General features: G+C 59.8%; 24 protein-coding genes. 21 read left to right on the forward strand and 3 right to left on the reverse strand.

Annotated features, from left to right (window positions below):
- Positions 1–7: 7 nt before the first annotated feature.
- From PY308_RS10395 to PY308_RS10415, 5 genes are all read left to right on the forward strand, one after another.
- A complete protein-coding gene (locus PY308_RS10395; RefSeq protein WP_275790897.1) occupies positions 8–1,456 on the forward strand; it encodes an aspartate aminotransferase family protein in 1,449 nt (482 codons plus the stop codon).
- A gap of 316 nt (positions 1,457–1,772) precedes the next feature.
- Positions 1,773–2,543, forward strand: a complete 771-nt coding sequence (tpiA, locus tag PY308_RS10400) for a triose-phosphate isomerase (RefSeq protein WP_275790898.1) — start codon at positions 1,773–1,775, stop codon at positions 2,541–2,543.
- A gap of 203 nt (positions 2,544–2,746) precedes the next feature.
- Positions 2,747–3,247, forward strand: coding sequence for a preprotein translocase subunit SecG (gene secG, locus PY308_RS10405; RefSeq protein ID WP_275790899.1), 501 nt, complete (start codon positions 2,747–2,749; stop codon positions 3,245–3,247).
- Between the two features lie 153 nt (positions 3,248–3,400).
- Positions 3,401–5,029, forward strand: coding sequence for a CTP synthase (gene pyrG, locus PY308_RS10410; protein ID WP_275790900.1), 1,629 nt, complete (start codon positions 3,401–3,403; stop codon positions 5,027–5,029).
- 113 nt (positions 5,030–5,142) lie between these two features.
- Positions 5,143–5,715, forward strand: a complete 573-nt coding sequence (locus tag PY308_RS10415) for a transglycosylase SLT domain-containing protein (protein ID WP_275790901.1) — start codon at positions 5,143–5,145, stop codon at positions 5,713–5,715.
- Between the two features lie 9 nt (positions 5,716–5,724).
- On the opposite strand, the gene PY308_RS10420 is transcribed toward PY308_RS10415, so the two are convergent.
- Entirely contained in the window at positions 5,725–6,636 is a 912-nt protein-coding gene (locus PY308_RS10420; protein ID WP_275790902.1) for a LysR family transcriptional regulator, read from the reverse strand.
- Between the two features lie 133 nt (positions 6,637–6,769).
- On the opposite strand from PY308_RS10420, the gene PY308_RS10425 reads away from it, so the two are divergent.
- From PY308_RS10425 to PY308_RS10500, 16 genes are all read left to right on the forward strand, one after another.
- Positions 6,770–7,534, forward strand: coding sequence for an SDR family oxidoreductase (locus PY308_RS10425; protein ID WP_275790903.1), 765 nt, complete (start codon positions 6,770–6,772; stop codon positions 7,532–7,534).
- Between the two features lie 134 nt (positions 7,535–7,668).
- A complete protein-coding gene (locus PY308_RS10430; RefSeq protein WP_275790904.1) occupies positions 7,669–8,562 on the forward strand; it encodes a VOC family protein in 894 nt (297 codons plus the stop codon).
- Between the two features lies 1 nt (position 8,563).
- Positions 8,564–9,403, forward strand: a complete 840-nt coding sequence (gene kdsA / locus PY308_RS10435) for a 3-deoxy-8-phosphooctulonate synthase (protein ID WP_275790905.1) — start codon at positions 8,564–8,566, stop codon at positions 9,401–9,403.
- Between the two features lie 149 nt (positions 9,404–9,552).
- Entirely contained in the window at positions 9,553–10,827 is a 1,275-nt protein-coding gene (gene eno / locus PY308_RS10440; protein WP_275790906.1) for a phosphopyruvate hydratase, read from the forward strand.
- Between the two features lie 240 nt (positions 10,828–11,067).
- Positions 11,068–11,376: an FtsB family cell division protein gene (locus PY308_RS10445; RefSeq protein ID WP_275790907.1), complete on the forward strand. Its 309-nt coding sequence runs from the start codon at positions 11,068–11,070 to the stop codon at positions 11,374–11,376.
- Positions 11,377–11,523: 147 nt separating this feature from the next.
- Positions 11,524–12,570: a pyruvate dehydrogenase (acetyl-transferring) E1 component subunit alpha gene (gene pdhA, locus PY308_RS10450; protein WP_275790908.1), complete on the forward strand. Its 1,047-nt coding sequence runs from the start codon at positions 11,524–11,526 to the stop codon at positions 12,568–12,570.
- Positions 12,571–12,586: 16 nt separating this feature from the next.
- Positions 12,587–14,008, forward strand: a complete 1,422-nt coding sequence (locus tag PY308_RS10455; RefSeq protein ID WP_275790909.1) for a pyruvate dehydrogenase complex E1 component subunit beta — start codon at positions 12,587–12,589, stop codon at positions 14,006–14,008.
- Between the two features lie 23 nt (positions 14,009–14,031).
- On the forward strand, positions 14,032–14,328 hold the full coding sequence (locus tag PY308_RS10460; protein WP_275790910.1) for a hypothetical protein: 297 nt from the start codon (positions 14,032–14,034) through the stop codon (positions 14,326–14,328).
- The gene (locus PY308_RS10465; protein WP_275790911.1) at positions 14,318–15,649 is read left to right on the forward strand and encodes a pyruvate dehydrogenase complex dihydrolipoamide acetyltransferase; all 1,332 of its coding nucleotides are present in this window, start codon (positions 14,318–14,320) and stop codon (positions 15,647–15,649) included. Before PY308_RS10460 ends, PY308_RS10465 begins: the two co-directional genes overlap by 11 nt.
- Positions 15,650–15,780: 131 nt before the next feature.
- Positions 15,781–15,930, forward strand: a complete 150-nt coding sequence (locus PY308_RS10470; protein WP_275790912.1) for a hypothetical protein — start codon at positions 15,781–15,783, stop codon at positions 15,928–15,930.
- Positions 15,931–16,070: 140 nt separating this feature from the next.
- Positions 16,071–16,712 carry an SGNH/GDSL hydrolase family protein gene (locus tag PY308_RS10475; protein ID WP_275791082.1) on the forward strand — a complete coding sequence of 214 codons (642 nt, stop codon included), beginning with the start codon at positions 16,071–16,073 and terminating at the stop codon, positions 16,710–16,712.
- Positions 16,709–17,287: a GNAT family N-acetyltransferase gene (locus tag PY308_RS10480; protein WP_275790913.1), complete on the forward strand. Its 579-nt coding sequence runs from the start codon at positions 16,709–16,711 to the stop codon at positions 17,285–17,287. Before PY308_RS10475 ends, PY308_RS10480 begins: the two co-directional genes overlap by 4 nt.
- 20 nt (positions 17,288–17,307) lie before the next feature.
- On the forward strand, positions 17,308–18,753 hold the full coding sequence (gene lpdA, locus PY308_RS10485) for a dihydrolipoyl dehydrogenase (protein ID WP_275790914.1): 1,446 nt from the start codon (positions 17,308–17,310) through the stop codon (positions 18,751–18,753).
- Positions 18,754–18,837: 84 nt separating this feature from the next.
- Entirely contained in the window at positions 18,838–19,812 is a 975-nt protein-coding gene (gene lipA / locus PY308_RS10490; protein ID WP_275790915.1) for a lipoyl synthase, read from the forward strand.
- A gap of 100 nt (positions 19,813–19,912) precedes the next feature.
- Complete coding sequence (locus PY308_RS10495; RefSeq protein WP_275790916.1) at positions 19,913–20,962, forward strand: phytanoyl-CoA dioxygenase family protein; 1,050 nt, start codon at positions 19,913–19,915, stop codon at positions 20,960–20,962.
- Positions 20,963–21,031: 69 nt separating this feature from the next.
- Positions 21,032–21,484, forward strand: coding sequence for a type II toxin-antitoxin system RatA family toxin (locus PY308_RS10500; RefSeq protein WP_275790917.1), 453 nt, complete (start codon positions 21,032–21,034; stop codon positions 21,482–21,484).
- 1 nt (position 21,485) lies between these two features.
- On the opposite strand, the gene PY308_RS10505 is transcribed toward PY308_RS10500, so the two are convergent.
- A complete protein-coding gene (locus PY308_RS10505) occupies positions 21,486–21,992 on the reverse strand; it encodes a CinA family protein (RefSeq protein WP_275790918.1) in 507 nt (168 codons plus the stop codon).
- A complete protein-coding gene (locus PY308_RS10510; RefSeq protein WP_275790919.1) occupies positions 21,989–23,203 on the reverse strand; it encodes a bifunctional 2-C-methyl-D-erythritol 4-phosphate cytidylyltransferase/2-C-methyl-D-erythritol 2,4-cyclodiphosphate synthase in 1,215 nt (404 codons plus the stop codon). Before PY308_RS10510 ends, PY308_RS10505 begins: the two co-directional genes overlap by 4 nt.
- Between the last annotated feature and the right edge of the window lie 64 nt (positions 23,204–23,267).

The following is a 23,267-nucleotide window of genomic DNA, read 5'->3' on the forward strand; positions in this document are numbered from 1 at the left end:
TACAACGATGCTCGATAAACCTGCCCGCGTCGCCGTTGACGCCCCCGCCCTGGACGGCGGCACGAAAAAGCCTGACCTGATCACCGTCGAACAGGCGAAAGCCATGTCCGTCGCCGATATGACCAGCTATTTCAAGGATCATATCAACCCCGGTCAGTTGCACTTCATGAAGCTTCTCGGCTTCAACAAGGTGAAGGTCGAAACTGCAGAAGGCATGTATTATACCGACCAGAACGGTCGCAAGATCCTCGATTTCTTCGGCGGCTTCGGCTCGCTCGCCTTCGGCCACAACCATCCCCGCATCCTGACCGCCCGCAAGAAATTCCAGGACGAAAACCGCCACGAGATCGCGATCGCTTTCATGTCGCAATATGCGTCGGCCCTTGCCAAGAACCTGGCGGCAATTGCCCCCGGTGATCTCGACATGGTTTTCCTCGGCTCTTCCGGTTCGGAAGCGATGGAAGCCGCGCTGAAGGTCGCCGAACGGGCCGCCGGCCCGAAGCGTCCGCGCATGGTCTATGCGGAAAATTCGTTTCACGGAAAGACCAAGGGCGTTCTATCGATCACCGACGGTCCGCTGTACCGCGGTGAGTTCCGCCTGCTGGACAACAATGTCAAGGTTCCTTTCGGCGATATCGATGCGATCCGCAATGCCTTCGAGCGCGATCCGCAGATCGGCGTCCTCGTTCTGGAGACGATCCAGGGTGGCGGCGGCATCATCACCGCACCGCCGGAATTCTGGCAGCAAGTGCGCGCCCTTTGCGACAAGCACGGGGTCATCTGGGTTGCTGACGAAGTACAGTGCGGCATGGGCCGCTCCGGCCGCTTCTTCGCCTTCGAGCATGCCGGCGTCGTGCCGGATGTGACGGCGCTTGCCAAATCGCTTGGCGGCGGCAAGACGGCCATGGCAGCGATGATCGCCAGGCGCGACGTCTACATGAAAGCCTACGGCACGAAGAACACCGCTATGATCCACGCCCAGGCCACGTTCGGCGGCATCGGCGAGGCCTGCATCACGGCGATCGAAGGCCTTCACATCATGTATGACGAAGACCTGATCGACAATTCGGCCGTCCAGGGCGAATATCTGCTGCAGCGGCTGAACGGTCTTAAGGACAAATATCCGAAGATCATCAAGGACGTCCGCGGCCAGGGGCTGATGGTCGGGCTGGAGTTCCAGGATTTCAGCCAGACCTTGCCAATGGTTCTGCGGCCGGTGGTGGGCGTACTCGACGACAAGCTGAAGGGCTCGCTGTCCGGCTTCATCGGCGCGCTGCTTTTGAAGGACTATGACACGCTTGTCGCCTTCACCGAATATAACCGCAATGTTATCCGGCTGGAGCCGCCGCTGATTTGCGAACGCCAGCATGTCGATCAGTTCGTCGACGCGCTCGATGATCTGCTTGGCCGCGGCATCATCCGCATCGTCAAGGATTTCGTCGGCAGTCAGTTCTAGGTTAAAACTGCAAGTTGTTTTTGAAAGAAGCCCGGCAAGAGATTGACCGGGCTCCTTTTTATTTGAATATACAGATCTCGATAATGCGGTTTCGGCTGTCTTCCGTAGCATCTGGAACCGGAAACGCCGCCCCCGGTAAGCCCTGACCACGCGCCGCTCCGGCGCGATGCTGTCATGCTAAACGTCGTATTGCGGCGCGCGGCCCGCTGAGAGAGATGACCCGTCGGGAACTGCACTCTCCTCGCTCCGCTTTCCTTTGTCCTGCTTATTTGCTAGGGCCGTTGGCGGAAGAGGATCAATGCCGTGAGGAGTTCGCATGACGCCCGAGATACGACCGCTTGTTGCCGGAAACTGGAAAATGAATGGTCTGCGGGCATCGCTCGATCAGATCAAGATAATGGCGGAGGGCGTCAAGGGCGGGCTTTCTGAAAAGGTGGATGCCCTCATCTGCCCACCGGCGACGCTGCTTTATGTTGCGACCGCGCTGTGCGACGACAGCCCGCTTCTCATCGGCGCGCAGGATTGCCATGAAAAACCGTCGGGAGCCCATACCGGCGATCTCTCGGCCGAGATGATAGCCGATTGCTTCGGCACCCATGTCATCGTCGGTCATTCCGAGCGCCGGACAGACCATGCCGAAACCGATGCGCTTGTCCGGGCCAAGGCCGAGGCCGCCTTCAGTGCCGATCTGGTGGCTATCATCTGCATTGGAGAGACTGGCGACCAGCGCAAGGCAGGCCAGACACTGGACGTGCTGAAGCGCCAGCTGGCGGGCTCCATTCCCGATAGTGCCACCTCGGAAAATACCGTCATCGCCTATGAGCCGGTCTGGGCGATCGGCACGGGCCTGACGCCGACGGCGACTGACGTCGAAGAGGCGCATGCCTTCCAGCGCTCCGAGCTTGTTGCGCGATTCGGCCCTGAGGGTGCCAAGATGCGGATTCTCTATGGCGGTTCAGTCAAGCCTGGCAATGCCGGCGAGTTGATGAATATCGCCAATGTCGACGGCGCATTGATCGGCGGCGCAAGCTTGAAAGCCGACGACTTCCTCGCCATCTACCGGGCGTATGAAGAATTGACGGCTTGAGTCCGCCGAACCGCGGGCAGGGGCTTTTAATGGGCGGTGGCTTGGTATATGCAGCCGCCAACACAATTTATCCCGCGCGGAGCGGGCGTTGAGACTTGCCTTGAGCGTCCGGCGTCCACCACAGGGGCCATAACCCGATTGCGCGTCTGTCACGAGGCTTACTAAAGCCGCAAGACGCGCGATCCAAGGCAGGACTGGACAAAATGCAGACCGTATTGCTTGTCATCTATCTCATGGTTGTGCTGGCGCTGATCGGCGTCGTGCTCATTCAGCGTTCCGAAGGCGGCGGTCTCGGCGTGGGCGGTGGCTCCGGCTTTATGTCGGCCCGCGGCACGGCCAATGCGCTGACCCGCACGACGGCCATCCTTGCTGCTCTGTTCTTCGTTCTGGCTCTCGGCATGGGCATCCTTGCCCGTTACGAACCGGGTGCGACCGATGTACTCGACCGCATCCCCGGCACGACGAACAACGGCAATGGTGTATTGGACGATCTGGGTGGCGGCACGACCCCGCCGGCAGGCCAGACCCAGACGCCGGCTCAGTCCGGCACCAACACCCAGACGCCTGCCACGCAGACACCGGCGACCCAAACACCGGCCACGCAGAATTCCACGACACAAGGTAACACCCCGGCGACCCAGACGCCGGCGACGACGCAAACAAATCCGGCTGCATCCTCCTCGGACGTTCCGACCGGCCAGTAAGTCGAACCACAGTTTGAACCGCCGGCGGAGGCCAGTCTTCCGCCGGTTTTCTTTTGCTTGAATTTCGCACACCAGTCCTTTTGATCGGAATAATTCGGGAAAACGAATTTTTCGGTGGCGGAATCATTTTTGAAACGGTAACCGGTGAAGCCCATGGCGCGATATGTATTCATCACTGGCGGCGTGGTCTCTTCCCTTGGAAAAGGGATTGCCGCAGCCGCTCTCGGAGCATTGCTGCAGGCGCGGGGCTACCGGGTCCGCCTTCGCAAACTCGACCCTTACCTCAATGTTGATCCGGGCACGATGAGCCCGACCCAGCACGGCGAGGTCTTCGTGACTGACGACGGCGCTGAAACGGATCTCGATCTCGGTCACTACGAGCGCTTTACCGGCCGCTCGGCGACCAAGACCGACAACATCACCACCGGCCGCATCTACAAGAACATCATCGACAAGGAACGCCGCGGCGATTACCTCGGCGCGACCGTCCAGGTCATCCCGCACGTCACCAACGAGATCAAGAATTTCGTCACCGAAGGCAATGACGAGTTCGATTTCGTTATCTGCGAAATCGGCGGCACGGTCGGCGATATTGAGGCGATGCCGTTCATGGAGGCGATCCGTCAGCTGAAGAACGACCTGCCGCGCGGCATGGCGATCTATGTCCACCTGACACTGATGCCCTATATCGCGGCGGCTGGTGAACTGAAGACCAAGCCCACGCAGCATTCCGTCAAGGAACTGCAGGCGCTCGGCATCCATCCGGACATCCTGCTTGTCCGCGCCGATCGCGAAATTCCCGAAGCCGAACGCCGCAAACTGTCCCTGTTCTGCAATGTGCGCCCGTCCGCGGTCATCCAGGCGCTCGATGTCGCGTCGATTTACGATGTGCCGATCGCCTATCACAGGGAAGGCCTCGACAACGAGGTTCTGGCCGCCTTCGGTATCGAGCCGGCGCCGAAGCCGCGCATCGAAAACTGGATGGATGTGTCCAACCGCATCCAGACGCCGGAAGGCGAGGTGACCATCGCCATTGTCGGCAAATATACGGGCCTCAAGGATGCATATAAATCGCTGATAGAGGCGCTTTATCACGGCGGGATCGCCAACCGTATCAAGGTGAAGCTCGAGTGGATCGAATCGGAGGTCTTCGAAAAGGAGGATCCGTCACCCTATCTTGAAAAGGTCCACGGCATTCTCGTTCCCGGCGGTTTTGGCGAACGCGGCTCCGAGGGAAAAATTCAGGCGGTCCGCTTCGCCCGCGAGCGCAAGGTCCCCTATTTCGGCATCTGCTTCGGCATGCAGATGGCGGTCGTTGAGGCTGCCCGCAACCTGGCCGGCATAGACAAGGCATCGTCCACCGAATTTGGAAAAACCGAAGAACCGGTCGTCGGTCTGATGACCGAATGGGTCAAGGGGAATGCGCTGGAGAAGCGCGCTGCCTCGGGCGATCTTGGCGGCACGATGCGGCTTGGCGCCTACAAGGCCAGCCTGAAAAAGGGCACGAAGATCGCGGAGATCTACGGTTCGACGGACATTTCCGAGCGCCATCGCCACCGCTATGAGGTCAATGTCGACTACAAGGATCGCCTTGAAGCCTGCGGCCTGGATTTTTCCGGTATGTCTCCGGATGGCATACTGCCGGAAACCGTCGAATATCCGGATCACCCGTGGTTCATTGGCGTGCAGTATCACCCCGAGCTCAAGAGCCGCCCGCTCGACCCGCACCCGCTTTTCGCGAGCTTCATCGAGGCCGCCGTCGAGCAGAGTCGGCTTGTTTAATCATGGCAAACGGAGCTCCTTGCATGAGGATCTCCGTTGGCGCTGAATTGTGTAAAAACCTCTCTTTAACGTTTACCGGTTAGTAATCTCTCCAAGACTGAGAGAACCGAGCGATGCGTATTGCGTTTATCGTCGCCCTTCTGCTTCTGGCCGGCTGTGCGACCGCCCCGAGAGAAACAAGAAATGCCTGCGCCATTTTCGAACAGCGAGACGGCTGGTTCGACAATTGGGAACGGGCGACCCGGCACGCCGAGCGCAAATACGGCATTCCCGCGCCGATTCTGCTGGCGACGATCTATACCGAATCCAGTTTCCGCCCGAACGCTCGGCCTCCGCGAACCAAGCTCCTCGGTTTCATCCCCTGGAAGCGGCAGTCGACGGCCTATGGTTTCTCCCAGGCGTTGAACGGCACCTGGGCGGAATACAAGCGATCGACAGGCGACTGGTCGGCACGCCGGACGAATTACTCGGACGCGGTTCATTTCGTGGCCTGGTACCACAACAAGAGCAGCAGAAAGAACGGCATCGCGCCAAGCGATGCCTATAGCCTCTATCTCGCCTATTACCTCGGCGATGGCGGTTATGCGCGCGGAGCGTGGCGCGGAAACGCAAAACTGCAAGGTGCTGCACGGCGCTCGGCCAATATTGCGGGCACCTATGCAAAACAGCTGCGCAACTGCGACTGATCCGGTGGTTCAAGCGGGAAAGGCTGGATCCCAGTAAGGTGGTGTCCCGAAGGCGGCGCGAAGATGATCTGCAAGCGCCCGCAGCTTGAAGGACGGTTGCCGCCCTTGAGAATGAGCGATGTGGATGTATTCGAGTTCCGGCTGGACGCCGATATCGATGATTTCGAGCTTGCCCGCCTCGATCGCAGCGCCGACGGCGAATGTCGGCAGCAGCGCGATCCCAAGACCGGCCATCGCCGCATCCCTCAGCATGTCGCCGTTGTTAACACCAAACCCCATCTGACCCCGCACCAGAACAGCACCGCCGGAACTTGGAAAGCGCCAGTCGGCAACGCCGCGATTGGTGTAGAACACGCCGCGATGCCGTTCCAGTTCCTCGATGGAACGCGGCTTTCCGCTTTCCTTGATATAGGCCGGAGAGGCAACGAGCACGCGCCGGCTGGGTGCCAGCCGCCAGGCCATCAGTCTCGAATCGGAAATCGCTCCGTTGCGGATGACAGCATCGTAGCCATCGGCGGCCGCATCGACCCGTCTGTCGTCCAGATCGAGCGTCAGCTGCAGCTTTGGATGAGCGGCAAGAAACGGATAGAGAGCAGGCCCCAGATGCATGCGTCCGAACGTTACCGGGGCGGACAGCCGCAAGGGACCGGAAATCGTGCCGCGGCGTTCGGCAATGTCTGCGGTGCCTTGCTCGATCTCCTGCAGGATGCGATGGGCGCGTTCGAGGAAGATGATGCCATCCTCGGTAAGCGACAGTTTGCGTGTCGTGCGGTGCAGGAGCTTTGAGCTCAGGCCACGTTCCAGTTCCGCCAGCCGTTCGCTGACCACGGATTTCGACAGCCGCAGCCGGCGCGCGGCCTCACTGATCGAACCGCTTTCTGCGACGGCAACGAAACCGGAAATGCCATCAAGTTTGATCATTGTTCGAATTTTCCGGAATTGAGATCCATTATTTGCGGGCTAATCAGAACGATAAAACAAAGCCATATTCAGCTCAAGATAAGAGTTTGACGGCGGCCAGCATGGCGGCCGGCTCTTTGAAGAGGATAAGATCATGGGACGCCTTTCTGACAAGGTTGCAATCATCACCGGTGCGAGCGCCGGCATCGGCCGCGCCACCGCAACGCTCTTTGCTGCCGAAGGGGCAAGACTGGTTGTCGGCGCCCGCCGGCAGGCCGAACTGAACGACCTGATCGCGGAAATCAACGCAAAGGGTGGTCAAGCGGTCGCTCTCGCCGGGGATGTCCGTTCTGAAGATTATGCCAGGGCGCTGGTCGCGCTGGCCGTCGAAAAATACGGGCGACTCGATATCGCATTCAACAATGCCGGAACGATCGGTGAAGCCGGTCCTTCCACCGGAGTCTCCGAAGAAGGCTGGAACGACGCAATCGCTATCAATCTCACCGGTTCGTTTCTAGGCGCCAAGCATCAGATTGCCGAGATGGTGAAACACGGCGCCGGTTCCGTAATTTTCACCTCGACTTTCGTTGGCTACAGCTTCGCCTTTCCTGGTGTCGCTGCCTATGCCGCGTCCAAGGCCGGTTTGATTGGATTGACACAGGCGCTCGCGGCCGAATTCGGCCCGCAGGGCATCCGTGTCAACGCAATCTTGCCGGGCGCCGTCGATACAGCCATGTACCGGGAAATGAACAATACAGCAGAATCGCAGTCGTTCATCACCAACCTGCATGCCCTGAAGCGCGTTGCCACCCCGGAGGAGCTTGCGAAGTCGGTTCTTTTTCTTGCCTCGGACGATTCAACCTTCGTAACGGGAACCGCCTCTCTCGTAGACGGCGGCGTTTCCATCACGAGAAGCTGACATTACTGAAATCTTGGTCATTGACCCGGCGCGGACAACGCCGGGTTTGCCCGCCAACCAGCGGACATCAACATTTTCTTGAAATCATTTTCCAGAAAGGGCAAAGCAGCGGCAACGTCTCGTCAGGAAGCTCCATGTCCGCAGCTCATCGATCAGCCCGCATGCTCGACCACCTAGTTTTGCCGGTTGTCGACCTGTCTGTTGCGCGGGCTCGTCTGGAAGCCCTCGGCTTTACGGTCGCTGCCGACGCGCTTCATCCGTTCGGAACGGTGAATGCCTGCGTCTTCCTGGCCGACAAAACCTATCTTGAACCTCTGGCCGTCGCCGACAGCGAGCACTGCGAAGCGGCGGCAAAGGGTGGCAACGTTTTTGTCGCGCGCGACCAGGCTTTCCGGTTTCGCCGCGGACAGGACGGGCTGTCGGCCATTGTCGTCAGCTCCGGCGACGCCGTCGCCGATCACGAGCGATTTCGCAAGGCCGGCATGTCGGCGGGCGACGTTCTGGAGTTTTCCCGTGCCATGGTGCTGCCCGATGGCAGGGAGGCCGTGGGGAGCTTCCGTCTGGCTTTCGCGGCTGACCTGCGGTCGCCGGATTTCTTCCTGTTCAGCTGCGAAAGGGTCGCGCCTCTTCCGAGCGACCGCTCGGCCCTGGAGACACATGCGAACGGCGTGATCGGCATGGCTGAGGTGGTGCTGTCCGAGCCCAATCCGCGTGACTTCCAATATCTCCTGCAGGAGGTCATTGTTGAAGCCGAAATTTCGGCTCATTCTTTCGGGATGGATATCGAAACTGCGAACGGTGTGAAGATTTCCGTGCTCAACCCGGGAGGCATGGCTGGTTTCTTCGACAGGAAGACACCATCTCACGCCCGCGGGCTTCGGGGCCGCGTCATCGTTTTCAAGGTAACCGACCTTTCCGCAACCGAACAGCTTTTCGCCGCCAATGCGGTATCCTTTATCAGAAGAGACAAGCGGCTCATCGTTCCGGAAGCACCGGGACAGGGCGTGATCTTCGCCTTTGGAGAATGATATGCAAGCCAATGCAAACGTCGTGGCCGGCAGCGGTACAGCTCAGGTCGTGTTCTCCAACACACAGAAACTGTCGCTGATCGCCGGTCCCTGCCAGATGGAGAGCCGCGATCACGCCTTCATGATCGCCGGCACCATGGTAGAGCTGTGCCAGTCGCTCGGGATCGGTCTCGTCTACAAATCATCCTTCGACAAGGCCAACCGCACCTCGATATCAGGCAAGCGCGGTATCGGCCTGGAAAAGGCCATGGAGATTTTTGCCGATCTCAAGACGGAATACGGATTTCCTGTTCTGACCGACATCCACACCGAAGAGCAGTGCGCTTTGGTGGCGCCGGTGATCGACATCCTGCAGATCCCCGCTTTTCTCTGCCGGCAGACGGATTTGCTGATCGCTGCTGCCAAGACCGGCCGTGTCGTCAACGTCAAGAAGGGCCAGTTCCTGGCGCCTTGGGACATGAAGAATGTGCTGGCGAAGTTTACCGAGAGCGGCAATCCGAACGTGCTTTTGTGCGAGCGTGGCGCCTCTTTTGGCTACAATACCTTGGTCTCCGACATGCGCTCGCTGCCGATCATGGCGGGTCTGGGGGCTCCGGTCGTCTTTGATGCCACGCATTCTGTTCAGCAGCCGGGCGGGCAGGGCTCGTCCTCGGGCGGACAGCGCGAATTCGTGGAAACGCTGGCGCGCGCCGCCGTTGCGGTCGGGGTCGCCGGTGTCTTCATCGAAACCCATGAGGATCCGGACAATGCACCGTCCGATGGTCCCAACATGGTGCATCTGAAGGATATGCCGCGTCTCCTTGAGACGCTGCTGGCCTTCGATGCGATCGCGAAGCGTTGAAAGCCGCCTTTGTGAATTTTTCTTGAATGCCGGGTGCCGGGCGACAAATGCCCGGTGCCCGGCATTGTAATTTTTCGGCCATGAATTATGACAGGCCATCCGTCCACCACCATGTCTGAAGCGGGCAGGTTTGAAGCAGGGAAGAGATCATGACTGCAATCATCGACATTATCGGCCGCGAAATTCTCGACAGCCGGGGCAATCCCACCGTTGAAGTCGACGTCTATCTCGAAGACGGTAGTTTTGGTCGGGCGGCCGTGCCCTCGGGCGCTTCCACGGGCGCGCATGAAGCCGTCGAACTGCGGGATGGCGGAACGCGCTACCTCGGCAAGGGCGTTGAAAAGGCCGTCGAAGCCATCAATGGCGAAATCTTCGAAGCCGTCGGCGGTCTTGAGGCCGAGGACCAGATCTTCATCGACAACACGATGATCGAACTGGATGACACGCCGAATAAGTCGCGCATCGGCGCCAATGCCATTCTCGGTGTTTCGCTTGCCGTCTCCAAGGCCGCCGCTGCTGCCTCGGGCCTGCCACTCTATCGCTACCTCGGCGGACCGAATGCCCGGCTTCTGCCGGTTCCGATGATGAACATCATCAATGGTGGCGCTCATGCCGACAATCCGATCGACTTCCAGGAGTTCATGATTGTTCCGGTCGGCGCGGACACGATCCGTGACGCTGTTCGCATGGGCTCGGAGGTGTTTCACACCCTGAAGAAGCAGCTTTCGGCCGATGGTCACAACACCAATGTCGGCGACGAGGGTGGTTTCGCTCCGGGGCTGGCATCGGCCCCGGCCGCGCTCGACTTCATCATGTCGTCGATCGAAAAGGCCGGCTACAAGCCCGGCGAAGACATGTTCATCGCACTCGATTGCGCCTCGACCGAATTCTTCAAGGATGGCAAGTACCACCTGGAAGGCGAGGGCCGCGTGCTGGAGCCGGAAGCCATGGCCGACTATCTGGCCGAGCTTGCCGGAAAATATCCGATCTTCTCCATCGAGGACGGCATGGGTGAAGACGACTGGGACGGTTGGAAATACCTGACCGACAAGATCGGTGCGACGACCCAGCTGGTCGGCGACGACCTGTTCGTCACCAACTCGGCCCGACTGCGCGACGGCATCAAGATGGGCGTTGCCAACTCCATCCTCGTCAAGGTCAACCAGATCGGCTCTCTCTCGGAAACGCTCGACGCCGTCGAGACCGCGCACAAGGCACGCTATTCAGCGGTCATGTCGCACCGCTCGGGCGAAACGGAAGATTCGACCATCGCCGATCTCGCCGTCGCCACCAATTGCGGACAGATCAAGACCGGCTCGCTCGCCCGCTCGGACCGGACCGCGAAGTACAATCAGTTGATCCGCATCGAAGAGCAACTCGGCCCGCAAGCAAAGTATGCCGGCCGGTCGATCCTCAAGGGTTGAGGTCAGGCCGAGGCCGTCATCCTCGGGCTTGACCCGAGGATCTGCCTGAGCTTCCGATCATCTCCTGTTGACTTGAGCGGGATGTAGATCCTTGGAACAAGCCCAAGGATGACGGCAGCAAACGAGAAAACCCGCATCCGGAAACGGATGCGGGTTTTCTCGTTTGCGAGCGTATGGTCAACGCTCGGTTAATCAATGGCTGCTAGCTTCATTCTGGTATTGCGTATCAGGGCATGAACCATGTGGACCAAACATCACAAGAAACGGAAGCTGGGACGGTTTGTCATGCCGCTCCTCACCGTCGCCTTCCTTTCCTATTTTGGCTATCACTCGGTCCACGGCGAGTTCGGCCTGAAAGCAACGGAGAGACTCGACCGTCAACGCACAGAGCGACAGGCGCGTCTCAATGAACTGACCCGGCAGCGCGTCACCCTGGAAAAGGAAGTTGCACTGTTGAGCGACGGATCTCTGGAAAGAGACATGCTGGACGAGAAAGCCCGCTTCGGGCTGAATATGTCCCGCACCGACGAGATCGTAATTTTTCATTGAATAGTCGTATTAACCGAAATCCAGTTAATCAAATTATTTTGTTAATTTACAATAACTTGTAGTGAATACAAGCCATGCAAATATGGCATTGCTGCGGCGGCATTCTTTGCCTATGGTACCCTCAAAAGGAAACCAAGGGAGGAATGAATGGCACCGCGAAATAACGCGCCCGTTTCCAGCCGCAAGATTGCGGCAAAGCCCGCCAAACAGGACTATGTCAACGGCGCCGTTGCAGAGTTCGATCGTGACGCCGATCTCAAGGCCTATCGCGAAATGCTCCTGATTCGCCGTTTCGAGGAAAAGGCCGGACAGCTCTACGGTATGGGCTTCATCGGCGGTTTCTGTCATCTTTACATCGGCCAGGAAGCCGTCGTCGTCGGTATGCAGATGGCGCTGAAGGATGGCGACCAGGTCATCACGGCCTATCGCGATCATGGTCACATGCTGGCCTGTGGTATGAGTGCGCGCGGCGTCATGGCCGAGCTTACCGGACGGCGCAGCGGTCTTTCCAAGGGGAAGGGCGGCTCGATGCACATGTTCTCCAAGGAAAAGAATTTCTACGGCGGCCATGGCATTGTCGGTGCGCAGGTTTCGCTTGGAACCGGCCTTGCCTTTGCCAACCGCTATCGCGGCAACGACAATGTCTCGCTCGCCTATTTCGGCGACGGCGCGGCCAACCAGGGCCAGGTTTACGAGAGCTTCAACATGGCTGCGCTCTGGAAACTGCCCGTCATTTATATCGTCGAAAACAACCGCTACGCCATGGGCACCTCGGTGTCGCGCGCGTCCGCGGGGCATGATTTCTCGCAGCGCGGCGTGGCGCTCGGTATCCCCGGTTTCCAGGTCAACGGCATGGATGTCCGTGCCGTAAAGGCTGCCGGCGACGAGGCCGTGGCGCATTGCCGCGAAGGCAATGGTCCGATCATCTTGGAAATGCAGACCTATCGCTACCGCGGCCACTCCATGTCCGACCCGGCGAAATATCGCTCCAAGGACGAAGTGCAGAAGATGCGCTCTGAATCCGATCCGATCGAGCAGGTCAAGACGCGCATCCTTGAAAAGGGATGGGCAAGCGAGGACGAGTTGAAGCAGATCGACAAGGACGTCCGCGACATCGTCGCCGACAGCGCCGATTTCGCACAGGCCGACCCGGAGCCGGATGCGTCCGAGCTCTACACCGATATCCTGCTGTAATCCGGGGAGGACAACCATGCCCATCGAAATTCTCATGCCTGCCCTTTCTCCGACCATGGAGGAAGGCACCCTCAGCAAGTGGCTGAAGAATGAAGGCGACAAGGTCGTCTCCGGCGATGTGATCGCCGAAATCGAAACCGACAAGGCGACCATGGAAGTGGAGGCCGTCGATGAAGGCGTGATCGGCAAGCTGCTGATTGCAGCCGGAACCGAGGGCGTCAAAGTCAACACCGCGATCGCCATTCTGCTGCAGGACGGCGAAAGCGCCGATGCGGTGGCCGAACCGAAGGCGGCGGCACCCAAGGCCGATGCGGAAACGCCGGCAGCCACATCCGGCGAAGCAGGCGGCAAGGCGCGAGAATCAAGCGACGAACCGAGCGCAAAAGCCGATTCGAAGGTGCCTGCCGCACCGAAGGCCGAGGCGGCCGCCGATCCGGATATTCCCGCGGGCACGGAGATGGTCTCCACCACGGTGCGCGAAGCACTGCGCGATGCCATGGCCGAGGAAATGCGCCGCGACGAAAACGTGTTCGTCATGGGCGAGGAAGTTGCGGAATATCAAGGCGCCTACAAGATCACGCAAGGCCTGCTTCAGGAGTTCGGCGCCCGCCGCGTTGTCGATACGCCGATCACCGAGCACGGCTTTGCCGGCGTCGGCGTCGGCGCGGCGATGGCCGGGTTGAAGCCGATCGTCGAATTCATGACCTTCAACTTCGCCATGCAGGCGATCGACCAGATCATCAATTCGGCCGCCAAGACCCTCTACATGTCCGGCGGCCAGATGGGTGCGCCGATCGTCTTCCGCGGTCCGAACGGCGCCGCAGCCCGCGTCGGTGCGCAGCACAGCCAGGATTATGCAGCCTGGTATAGCCAGATCCCAGGTCTCAAGGTCGTCATGCCCTATACGGCTGCCGACGCCAAGGGCTTGCTGAAGGCGGCAATCCGCGATCCGAACCCGGTCATCTTTCTGGAGAACGAGATCCTTTACGGCCACTCCTTCGACGTGCCGAAACTGGACGATTTCGTGCTTCCGATCGGCAAGGCGCGCATCCACAAGGCAGGCAAGGACGTGACGATCGTCTCCTTCGGCATCGGTATGACCTACGCACTGAAAGCCATCGCCGAACTGGAGAAGGACGGCATCGACGTCGAACTGATCGATCTGCGCACCATCCGTCCGATGGACCTGCCGACCATCATCGAATCGGTCAAGAAGACCGGCCGTCTGGTCACCGTCGAGGAAGGCTATCCGCAGTCCTCCGTCGGCACCGAGATCGCCACCCGCGTCATGCAGCAGGCCTTCGACTATCTCGACGCGCCGATCCTGACGATCGCCGGCAAGGACGTGCCAATGCCCTATGCCGCCAATCTCGAAAAACTGGCTTTGCCGAATGTCGGCGAAGTCGTCCAGGCGGTGAAGACCGTCTGCTACAGGTGAGGGTTGCGAGCGGGGATTTCGTGGTGAAAAACGACAAGGTGCAAATTTTTATTGATGCGTCGTTGTCGAAGGCCGCCGCTGAACTCGCATGTGCAAGTTTCCAGTTCGAAAAAGGGATCACTCTTTCCAGCTGGGCAAGGCAAGAGGTTGCGGAAATCAGTGTCCGACGTCGGATATTGGAAGCAGCTGTTGTTCGGCGTGACGTCCTCGACCCTCATGAAGATTACTGGAAAAATTTCGGACTGTTTGCCTTTATCATGATCAAATGCGGGCTGGGAAAACATCCGGGAAATTTGGGAGAGAAGCACAATGCCCATTAATATCACCATGCCCGCCCTTTCGCCGACCATGGAAGAGGGAAACCTCTCCAAGTGGCTGGTCAAGGAAGGCGATAAGGTTTCCTCCGGGGACGTTCTCTGCGAGATCGAAACCGACAAGGCGACGATGGAAGTCGAATCGGTCGACGAGGGCATTGTCGCCAAGCTCGTCGTTGCCGCCGGCACCGAAGGCGTCAAGGTCAATGCCTTGATCGCAATTCTGGCTGCTGAAGGCGAAGACGTTGCCGCGGCCGCCTCCGGTGGTGGAGCTGCACCCGCTGCGAAGACTGAAGCTGCGAAGGCCGAGGCTGCGCCGGCGAAGACCGAGGCAGTGCCTTTCGCTGCACCGGAAACCGCTACAGTATCGGAATCGACGGGCGCCCGGACTTTTTCCTCGCCGCTCGCACGCCGCCTGGCCAAGGATGCTGGTCTGGACGTATCGGCGATTTCCGGCACAGGCCCGCATGGCCGTGTCGTCAAGAAGGACGTGGAAGCCGCAGTTGCCGGTGGCGGCGCAAAGCCTGCAGCAGCAGCACCGGCTCCTTCTGCCACTCCGGCGCCGGCCGCCGCGCCTTTGCCAAAAGGCGCATCCGAGGAAGCCGTTCTCAAGAATTTCGCCGAAGGTTCCTACGAACTCGTGCCGCATGACGGCATGCGCAAGACGATCGCCAAGCGGCTCCAGGAAAGCAAGCAGACCATTCCGCATTTCTACGTCTCCGTGGATTGCGAACTGGATGCGCTTCTGGCCCTGCGTGCCCAGATCAACGCCTCTGCACCGGAAAAAGACGGCAAGCCGGGCTACAAGATCTCCGTCAACGACATGGTCATCAAGGCGCTCGCTCTTGCTCTGCGCGACGTTCCGGATGCCAATGTCTCCTGGACGGACACCAATATGGTCAAGCACAAGCATGCCGATGTCGGCGTGGCGGTGTCGATCCCGGGTGGCCTGATCACCCCGATCATCCGCAGTGCCGAATTGAAGAGCCTGTCGGCGATTTCCAACGAGATGAAGGACCTCGGCGCCCGCGCCAAGGCCCGCAAGCTGAAGCCCGAAGAGTATCAGGGCGGCACCACCGCCGTGTCAAACATGGGCATGATGGGCGTCAAGAACTTCGCCGCCGTCGTCAATCCGCCGCATGCGACGATCCTTGCGATCGGGGCAGGCGAGGAACGCGTTGTCGTCAAGAAGGGCCAGATGGTCGTCGCCAATGTCATGACCGTGACGCTCTCCACGGACCATCGGGCCGTCGATGGCGCGCTTGGGGCTGAACTGCTCGGGGCCTTCAAGCGCTACATCGAGAACCCGATGGGCATGCTGGTGTGATAAAGTTTCCCTCCCACTTGCGGTGAGGGGGACTGCTTTTCATGTTTTGATGCAGTGGCCGTGACACTTGGCTTCTGCATCGCCATATCAGATTTCCTGGCAACGATGGAAAGCTGTGAAGGAGATATCCAATGGCGAAAGAACCGGAGAGCATGATTGTCCCCTTGCTGCGGGAGATGCGCAACGAGATGAACGAGCAATTCGCCGAGGTGCGACAACGTTTGGACAAGCTGGAAAGCGGCCAGAAAACCATTCGTCACGCACTCACGGCAATAAGATGATGTCGAAATTCGTCACTGGTGATTTCGAGGAGCGCATCTTTGAACTGGAGCGCAAGATTGAAGATCTGATCAAGAGCAAGTGACGGGGTCAACGGGCGCCGTTGATTTGATCGATAGGAAATGACGAGCCCATGAGCAATATGAAGACAGTCCTTTGCTACGGAGACAGTCTGACCTGGGGGTATGATGCGGAAACCGGCGGGCGTCATGCGCTGAATGATCGCTGGCCGAGCGCGCTTCAGGCGTCGCTGGGAAAGGATGTCCATGTCATTGCCGAAGGGCTGAACGGCCGCACCACCGCCTATGACGACTATCTGGCCGATTGCGATCGCAACGGCGCGCGTGTGCTGCCGACCATCCTGCAAAGCCATGCGCCGATCGATCTGGTGATTATCCTGCTCGGCGCGAATGACATGAAGCCGACAGTCCACGGGACCGCTGTTGGTGCGCTCAAAGGCATTCAGCGGCTGGTCAAGCTTGTCTGGCATCACGACTGGCCGAACGTGCAGGCCGAGGCGCCGGAAATCCTGATCGTTGCACCGCCGGCAATCTGCGAGACGGCGAATGCGGATTTTGCGGGCATGTTTTCCGGGGCGATCGAGCAATCCTCGATGCTTGCCTCGCTCTATGCCGATCTGGCCGATGAAATGGGCTGCGGCTTCTTCGATGCCGGTTCCGTCGCGAAAACGACGCCGCTCGACGGGGTTCACATGGATGCCGAAAATACGCGTGCGGTTGGACGCGGCCTGGAACCGTTGGCGCGGATGATGCTTGGGCTATGACCTTGCCGGTACTGCGCGCAGCGCGACGGAGCGATGCGGCGGAACTGGCGGTGCTCGTCGAGATCGCGTCGCACGGTTTTGCGACATGGCTCTGGCACACAGCGGTGAGGCGGGGCGAAAGGGATACCGCCCTGGAGCAGGGCCGGGCGCGCATGCGAATGGATGACGAGCCGGGCGCCTGGAGGGATGCCATGCTGGCGGAATGGAGTGGCGAGATCGCCGGCGTTGCAATCGGTTATGACCTGGACGACGGCGTGCGCGAGATCGCAGCATCCCATCCGGTGATCAAGCCGCTGCTGGATTTGCAGGTCAGAGTGATCGGCAGCCGGTTCATTGACAGCCTGGCTGTGTACCGGGATCATCGCGGGAAGGGTATAGGTCGGGCGTTGATCGCCGACCAGATCGGCAAGGCGGGCGGCAGGCAGGTGAGCCTGATCACCGAAAGCCATAATCATACGGCGCTGGCGCTCTATGCGGCGAGCGGATTTGCGGAGAAGGCGAGGCTTCCGGCCGTGCCGCTCTTTGAAGATTTAAAAAGGCATGACTGGGTCTTGCTGGCCCGGGACAGAACCTAAGAAAGAGGCAGGAAACAAGAATGGCAAATTCCTACGACGTCATCGTTATCGGTTCCGGCCCCGGCGGCTATATTGCAGCCATCCGTGCGTCACAGCTCGGCCTGAAGACGGCCGTGGTCGAGCGCGAGCATCTGGCGGGCATCTGCTCCAATTGGGGCTGCATTCCGACCAAGGCGCTGCTGCGCTCGGCGGAAGTGCTGCATCTGGCCGAGCATGCCAAGAATTACGGCTTGACGCTCGAAGGCAAGATTTCGCCGGACCTTCAGGCGATCGTCAAGCGGTCGCGCGGCATTGCCGAGCGCATGAACGGCGGCGTCGGCTTTCTGATGAAGAAGAACAAGGTCGACATTATCTGGGGTGAGGCGAAACTCACCAAACCGAACGAAATCGTCGTTTCCAAAACCACCAAGCCGATCGTGCAGCCGCAGGGACCGATTCCGAAGAACACGCTGGGCGAGGGCACCTACACCGCCAAGCACATCATCGTCGCCACCGGTGCACGCCCACGTGCGCTTCCGGGCATCGAGCCGGATGGCAAGCTGATCTGGACCTATTTCGAGGCAATGAAGCCCGAGGAAATGCCGAAATCGCTGCTCGTCATGGGCTCCGGCGCCATTGGTATCGAGTTTGCCTCCTTCTATCGAACCATGGGCGTCGATGTGACGGTCGTCGAAGTGATGAAGACGGTCATGCCGGTCGAGGATGCCGAGATCTCCGCCTTCGCCAAGAAGCAGTTCGACAAGCAGGGCATGAAGATCATCCTCGAGGCCAAGGTGACGAAGGTCGAGAAATCAGCCAATTCGATCACCGCCCACGTCGAGAAGAAGGACGGCTCGGTCGAGAAGGTCACCGCCGACCGGATGATTTCGGCCGTGGGCGTACAGGGCAATATCGAAAACCTGGGCCTTGAGGCGCTCGGCATCAAGACAGACCGCGGCTGCATCGTCATCGACGGCTATGGCAAGACCAATGTACCGGGGGTCTATGCCATCGGCGACGTCGCCGGCCCGCCGATGCTGGCGCACAAGGCCGAGCATGAGGCCGTCATCTGCGTCGAAAAGATCGCCGGCCTGCCGAATGTGCATCCGATGGACAAGCTGAAGATCCCCGGCTGCACCTATTGCAACCCGCAGGTCGCCTCCGTTGGCCTGACCGAAGCCAAAGCGAAGGAGCAGGGCCGCGACATCTGCGTCGGTCGCTTCCCCTTTGTCGCCAATGGCAAGGCGATCGCGCTCGGCGAAGACCAGGGTCTGGTCAAGACGATCTTCGACAAGAAGACGGGTGAACTTCTCGGCGCGCATCTGGTCGGCGCGGAAGTGACCGAACTCATCCAAGGCTTCGTCGTCGCCATGAACCTCGAAACGACAGAGGAAGACCTGATGCACACGATCTTCCCGCATCCGACGATCTCGGAAACGCTGAAGGAAAGCGTGCTCGACGCCTATGGGCGTGCACTGAACGCTTGATTATGGTAGGGCTCGCCTCCATCTGAAGGCGGGCCGTTTATCCGGTCTGAAGGCCTGGATTGCTCCAAGAAAGTTGAAGTCACGATGGTCACCATTCTCGACCGCACAACGATCGATCCGAATGCTCCGCGCGTCCGGCATCCGGAAAAGGCCCACAGGCCCGACACCGAGATGCTGCGCAAACCGGAATGGATCCGTGTCAAGGCGCCGACATCGAAGGGTTATGCCGAAACCCGGTCGATCGTGAAGGAGCACAAGCTCGTCACGGTCTGCGAGGAGGCCGGCTGCCCGAATATCGGCGAGTGCTGGGACAAGAAGCACGCGACCTTCATGATCATGGGCGAGATCTGTACCCGCGCCTGCGCCTTCTGCAATGTCGCCACGGGCAAGCCGAACGCGCTCGACATGGCCGAGCCGGAAAACGTCGCCAAGGCCGTCAGGCAGATGGGCCTGTCCCACGTCGTGATCACCTCCGTCGACCGCGACGACCTGGCCGATGGCGGCGCCGAGCATTTCGAAAAGGTGATCCGAGCGATCCGTGCCGCGTCGCCGCTGACGACTATCGAGATCCTGACACCGGACTTTTTGAAGAAGCCCGGTGCCCTGGAGCGTGTCGTCGCCGCCAAGCCCGACGTCTTCAACCACAATATGGAAACCGTGCCCGGCAATTATCTGACGGTTCGCCCAGGTGCACGCTATTTCCACTCGGTCCGGCTCTTGCAGCGGGTCAAGGAACTCGATCCGACGATGTTCACCAAGTCCGGCATCATGGTGGGCCTCGGCGAAGAGCGCAATGAAGTGCTGCAGTTGATGGACGACCTGCGCACCGCCGATGTCGATTTCCTGACGATCGGCCAGTATCTGCAGCCGACCCGCAAGCATCACCAGGTCATGAGCTTCGTGACGCCGGAGGAGTTCAAGTCCTACGAGACCGTCGCCTACACCAAGGGCTTCCTGATGGTCGCCTCCAGCCCGCTCACCCGCTCGTCGCACCATGCCGGCGACGATTTTGCAAGGCTCAAGGCGGCTCGAGAGCGAAGGACCGTAATGCCGGCATGACCAGCATGAAGGTTGCAGGCTTTAACCGCCGCTTGACTGCCATATAGCAGTTGAAGCCCGGCACGCAGAATCAGGTTCGAGTCCACAGAGGTAAGTCATCTTGGCAGACGATCTAATGAGCAGGGTTAAGGCGGCAGTTCTGTTTCCGTTCGGCCTCCTGCAAGTCGTGACAGGCAAAAAGGATTTCCGCGGCCCGGTGCTCGGCAGCGAGCGACTTAACCGGAAAGGCCTGCATGTGTGGCGCGTCAAGACGACAGCCAGGATCACCGACTGGCGCCGCGGTAAGCTCAAGCACTTGGTCTCCGACGTGGAGAGGGCGTTTTTCGCGGAAAACGGCTATATGGAGCGCCGTAATCTGTTACCCGATGCGGAATTCAAGGCATTGGTCGCCGAGGTGGAGGCCCTGAAAGCGCCTGCCCGCGAAATGCGGGAGGGCCGCGCCGTGACACGCCGCATTCCGCTGACGCCAGATGTACTTGCCAACTCCCCTGTGCTCCGGTCCTTTCTGAAAAGCGAAAAATGGACGGGGCCGATCCGGTATGCGGGTGGCTTCAACGTGGAACCCGTGCTCAGCATCCAGACAATCTTCGGTGAGCCGACGGCCAAGCCAGGCGAAAAGGATCCGCAAACCGATCTGCATATGGATACATTTCACTCGACGGCCAAGGCCTGGTTTTTCCTCTACGACGTGCCAGAGGACGAGGGGCCGTTTACCTATGTCGCCGGATCGCAAAAGTTGACACCGCGGCGGCTCGCATGGCAGAAGCGCATGAGCGTTCTGGCGTCGCAGCGGCGTGGCGGTGGCGCCTTCCGTATTCCGGCCGCATCGTTGAAGCGGCTTCATCTTCCCGAGCCGACGAAATTCGCGGTGTCGGCCAATACGCTTGTCGTCGGCGATACGTTCGGGTTTCATGCACGGGGTCTTTCCGTCCGCAAATCGGTGCGGGTCGAGCTTTACGCTTCCCAGCGGCCGAACCCGTTCCTGCCTTTCATCAATCTCGATAGCGCATGGCTGCCCTTTGTCAGTGGTCGCAAGGAGGTGATTGGTTGGTACTTTGAGGATTGGCTGGTGCGGCTCGGGCTTCAGCGGCTGATCTGGCGACCCGTCGGCAAGGTTTCGGCCCGCATGGCATTGATCGATCAGACCTGACGGCCGGGGTGCGGGCGCCGGAGCATTCCCCATCTTGTTTTTCCGAAAATCATTGAATATTTGACATTCATGCCCAAATTCGAAACCCGCCGGCCCGTCAAGCACTCGCCAGACCAGATGTTCGCTCTGATTGCCGACGTTGAGAAATATCCCGAATTCCTGCCTTTGTGCGACGCTTTGACGGTTCGCTCGCGCAAAGAGCGCGACGGCAAGGAACTCCTCGTGGCGGATATGACCATCGGCTACAAGGCAATCCGCGAGACATTCACGACCCAGGTGCTCCTGAACAAGACCGACCGCGCCATCGATGTGAAATATATCGATGGACCGTTCAAATATCTCGACAACCGCTGGCGCTTCGAGCCACTTGCGGATGGCGGTTGCACGATCCATTTCTTCATCGACTACGAGTTCAAAAGCCGCATTCTCGGCGCCCTGATGGGCTCGATGTTCGATCGCGCCTTCCGCATGTTTACGGAAGCCTTCGAGAAGCGCGCCGACGCGGTCTACGCGAAAATCTGATTTATAGGTCTTCGCCGGCTGCTTCCCCCAGCATCTCCAGGGCCGTGCGGACTGTCGATAGTCGCACGGCGTCGCGGCCGATATTGCCGTAGCGCATTTCACGGTGTTGCAGAAGTCCCGCGCGTCCAGCCGTCGCCAGATGCACGAGTCCCACAGGCTTTTCCTCCGAACCGCCGCCCGGTCCGGCAATCCCCGTAACGGCGATGGCAAGTTGTGCCTTCGATTGCAGGATCGCCCCTCGCGCCATCTCAATGGCCGTCTGGCGGGAGACGGCTCCATGCACTGCGAGCGTTGCCGGATCGACGCCGAGCATCTGCATCTTCGCGTCGTTGGAATAGGTCACGAAGCCGCGATCCACGACCGCGGAGGATCCCGGCACCTCTGTCAGGGCGCCGGCGATCAGGCCGCCGGTGCAGGATTCTGCCGTCACCACCATCAGACTGCGTTTCGCCAGAAACGCGATCAGTCTACGCGCTTCGTGCTCTATATTGTCCGGCCAGCCGCTCATCGTCCGCGAGCCCTAAAGACCACGGTGGACGTCGCAAGCGCCGCAATGCCTTCCCTGCGGCCGACGAAGCCGATCTTTTCATTGGTCGTCGCCTTCACCGAGCAGCGCTCCAGCGAAATTCCGAGCATGGTTGCCAAACGTTCGCGCATGGCCTGGCGGTGCGGTCCGATTTTTGGCGCCTCGGCGATCAGGGATATATCCGCGTTCATGATTGTGCCGCCATGCTCGCGCACGATTTTCACGGCATGTTCCACGAACAGATGCGAGGCAGCACCTTTCCATTGCGGATCTGAGGGCGGGAAATGGTCACCGATATCGCCGGCGCCGCAGGTTGCCAGAAGGGCGTCGGTGAGCGCATGCAGCGGCACGTCGGCATCTGAATGGCCAAGCAGCGCCTGATCATGCGGAATGAAAACGCCGCAGAGCGTTACCCCGTCGCCGGGAACGAGCTGGTGAACATCATACCCGTTGCCGGTGCGCACGTCCGGCATCAGGTCGCGGCTCAGCTTCTCGTCTGCCATGGCAATATCCCGTTTCAGAGTGAGTTTGACATTATCGACGGAGCCCTCGACGAGGGCAACGGTCATTCCCGCCCATTCGGCAAGAGCGGCATCATCGGTGAAGTCGCTTCTGGCGGAATCCGCAGCTCGCTGATGGGCCGCAAGGATCGCTTCGAAGCGAAAACATTGCGGCGTCTGCGCGGCGAAAAGACCGGCTCTCGCGACCGTTTCGATCACGGTCCCGTCGGAGGCTGCCCGCTTCAGCGTATCCGCGACGGCCAGGCCGGGAAGCACTGCTTCGTGGCCCTCGGCAAAAGCCGAGGCGCAGCGATCCAGAAGCGCGTGATCGACAAAGGGCCGCACCGCATCCTGGATCATCACATGCGTCACGCCGGAGCTTTCCAGCGCCTTTAGCCCTGCCAGGACCGATTGCTGGCGCGTCGCGCCGCCATGAACGATGGAGACTGTGAGATTCTTGTCAGTCAGATGCCTGGCCGCCTCGGCGAACAGGGTTTCGTCGTCCGGGTGAATGACGACGATGATGGTTTTTTGTGCCGGCCATGCCGCAAAAACGTCGAGCGTATGGACGATAACCGGCCGTCCGCCGATAAGCCTGTACTGCTTGGGGCCGTCCTGCAGCGATCCGGCCCGCTCACCGCGGCCAGCCGCAACAACAATGATCCCATAGGAAAGCTGGTCATTTTTCGTCATTTTAGATATGGCATTCCCACAAATGGCATGCCGAAGGGTGTGTCGGCCTGCGGAGTTGTTCCAA

The sequence above is a fragment of the Pararhizobium gei genome (assembly GCF_029223885.1).
Lineage (GTDB): Bacteria > Pseudomonadota > Alphaproteobacteria > Rhizobiales > Rhizobiaceae > Pararhizobium > Pararhizobium gei.

Bases quoted from the DNA above. Each gene is read 5' to 3' on its own strand.
- PY308_RS10395 (WP_275790897.1), top strand. From the start codon at position 8: ATGCTCGATAAACCTGCCCGCGTCGCCGTTGACGCCCCCGCCCTGGAC.
- tpiA (WP_275790898.1), top strand. From the start codon at position 1,773: ATGACGCCCGAGATACGACCGCTTGTTGCCGGAAACTGGAAAATGAAT.
- secG (WP_275790899.1), top strand. From the start codon at position 2,747: ATGCAGACCGTATTGCTTGTCATCTATCTCATGGTTGTGCTGGCGCTG.
- pyrG (WP_275790900.1), top strand. From the start codon at position 3,401: ATGGCGCGATATGTATTCATCACTGGCGGCGTGGTCTCTTCCCTTGGA.
- PY308_RS10415 (WP_275790901.1), top strand. From the start codon at position 5,143: ATGCGTATTGCGTTTATCGTCGCCCTTCTGCTTCTGGCCGGCTGTGCG.
- PY308_RS10420 (WP_275790902.1), bottom strand. From the start codon at position 6,636: ATGATCAAACTTGATGGCATTTCCGGTTTCGTTGCCGTCGCAGAAAGC.
- PY308_RS10425 (WP_275790903.1), top strand. From the start codon at position 6,770: ATGGGACGCCTTTCTGACAAGGTTGCAATCATCACCGGTGCGAGCGCC.
- PY308_RS10430 (WP_275790904.1), top strand. From the start codon at position 7,669: ATGTCCGCAGCTCATCGATCAGCCCGCATGCTCGACCACCTAGTTTTG.
- kdsA (WP_275790905.1), top strand. From the start codon at position 8,564: ATGCAAGCCAATGCAAACGTCGTGGCCGGCAGCGGTACAGCTCAGGTC.
- eno (WP_275790906.1), top strand. From the start codon at position 9,553: ATGACTGCAATCATCGACATTATCGGCCGCGAAATTCTCGACAGCCGG.
- PY308_RS10445 (WP_275790907.1), top strand. From the start codon at position 11,068: ATGTGGACCAAACATCACAAGAAACGGAAGCTGGGACGGTTTGTCATG.
- pdhA (WP_275790908.1), top strand. From the start codon at position 11,524: ATGGCACCGCGAAATAACGCGCCCGTTTCCAGCCGCAAGATTGCGGCA.
- PY308_RS10455 (WP_275790909.1), top strand. From the start codon at position 12,587: ATGCCCATCGAAATTCTCATGCCTGCCCTTTCTCCGACCATGGAGGAA.
- PY308_RS10465 (WP_275790911.1), top strand. From the start codon at position 14,318: ATGCCCATTAATATCACCATGCCCGCCCTTTCGCCGACCATGGAAGAG.
- PY308_RS10470 (WP_275790912.1), top strand. From the start codon at position 15,781: ATGGCGAAAGAACCGGAGAGCATGATTGTCCCCTTGCTGCGGGAGATG.
- PY308_RS10475 (WP_275791082.1), top strand. From the start codon at position 16,071: ATGAAGACAGTCCTTTGCTACGGAGACAGTCTGACCTGGGGGTATGAT.
- PY308_RS10480 (WP_275790913.1), top strand. From the start codon at position 16,709: ATGACCTTGCCGGTACTGCGCGCAGCGCGACGGAGCGATGCGGCGGAA.
- lpdA (WP_275790914.1), top strand. From the start codon at position 17,308: ATGGCAAATTCCTACGACGTCATCGTTATCGGTTCCGGCCCCGGCGGC.
- lipA (WP_275790915.1), top strand. From the start codon at position 18,838: ATGGTCACCATTCTCGACCGCACAACGATCGATCCGAATGCTCCGCGC.
- PY308_RS10500 (WP_275790917.1), top strand. From the start codon at position 21,032: ATGCCCAAATTCGAAACCCGCCGGCCCGTCAAGCACTCGCCAGACCAG.
- PY308_RS10505 (WP_275790918.1), bottom strand. From the start codon at position 21,992: ATGAGCGGCTGGCCGGACAATATAGAGCACGAAGCGCGTAGACTGATC.
- PY308_RS10510 (WP_275790919.1), bottom strand. From the start codon at position 23,203: ATGACGAAAAATGACCAGCTTTCCTATGGGATCATTGTTGTTGCGGCT.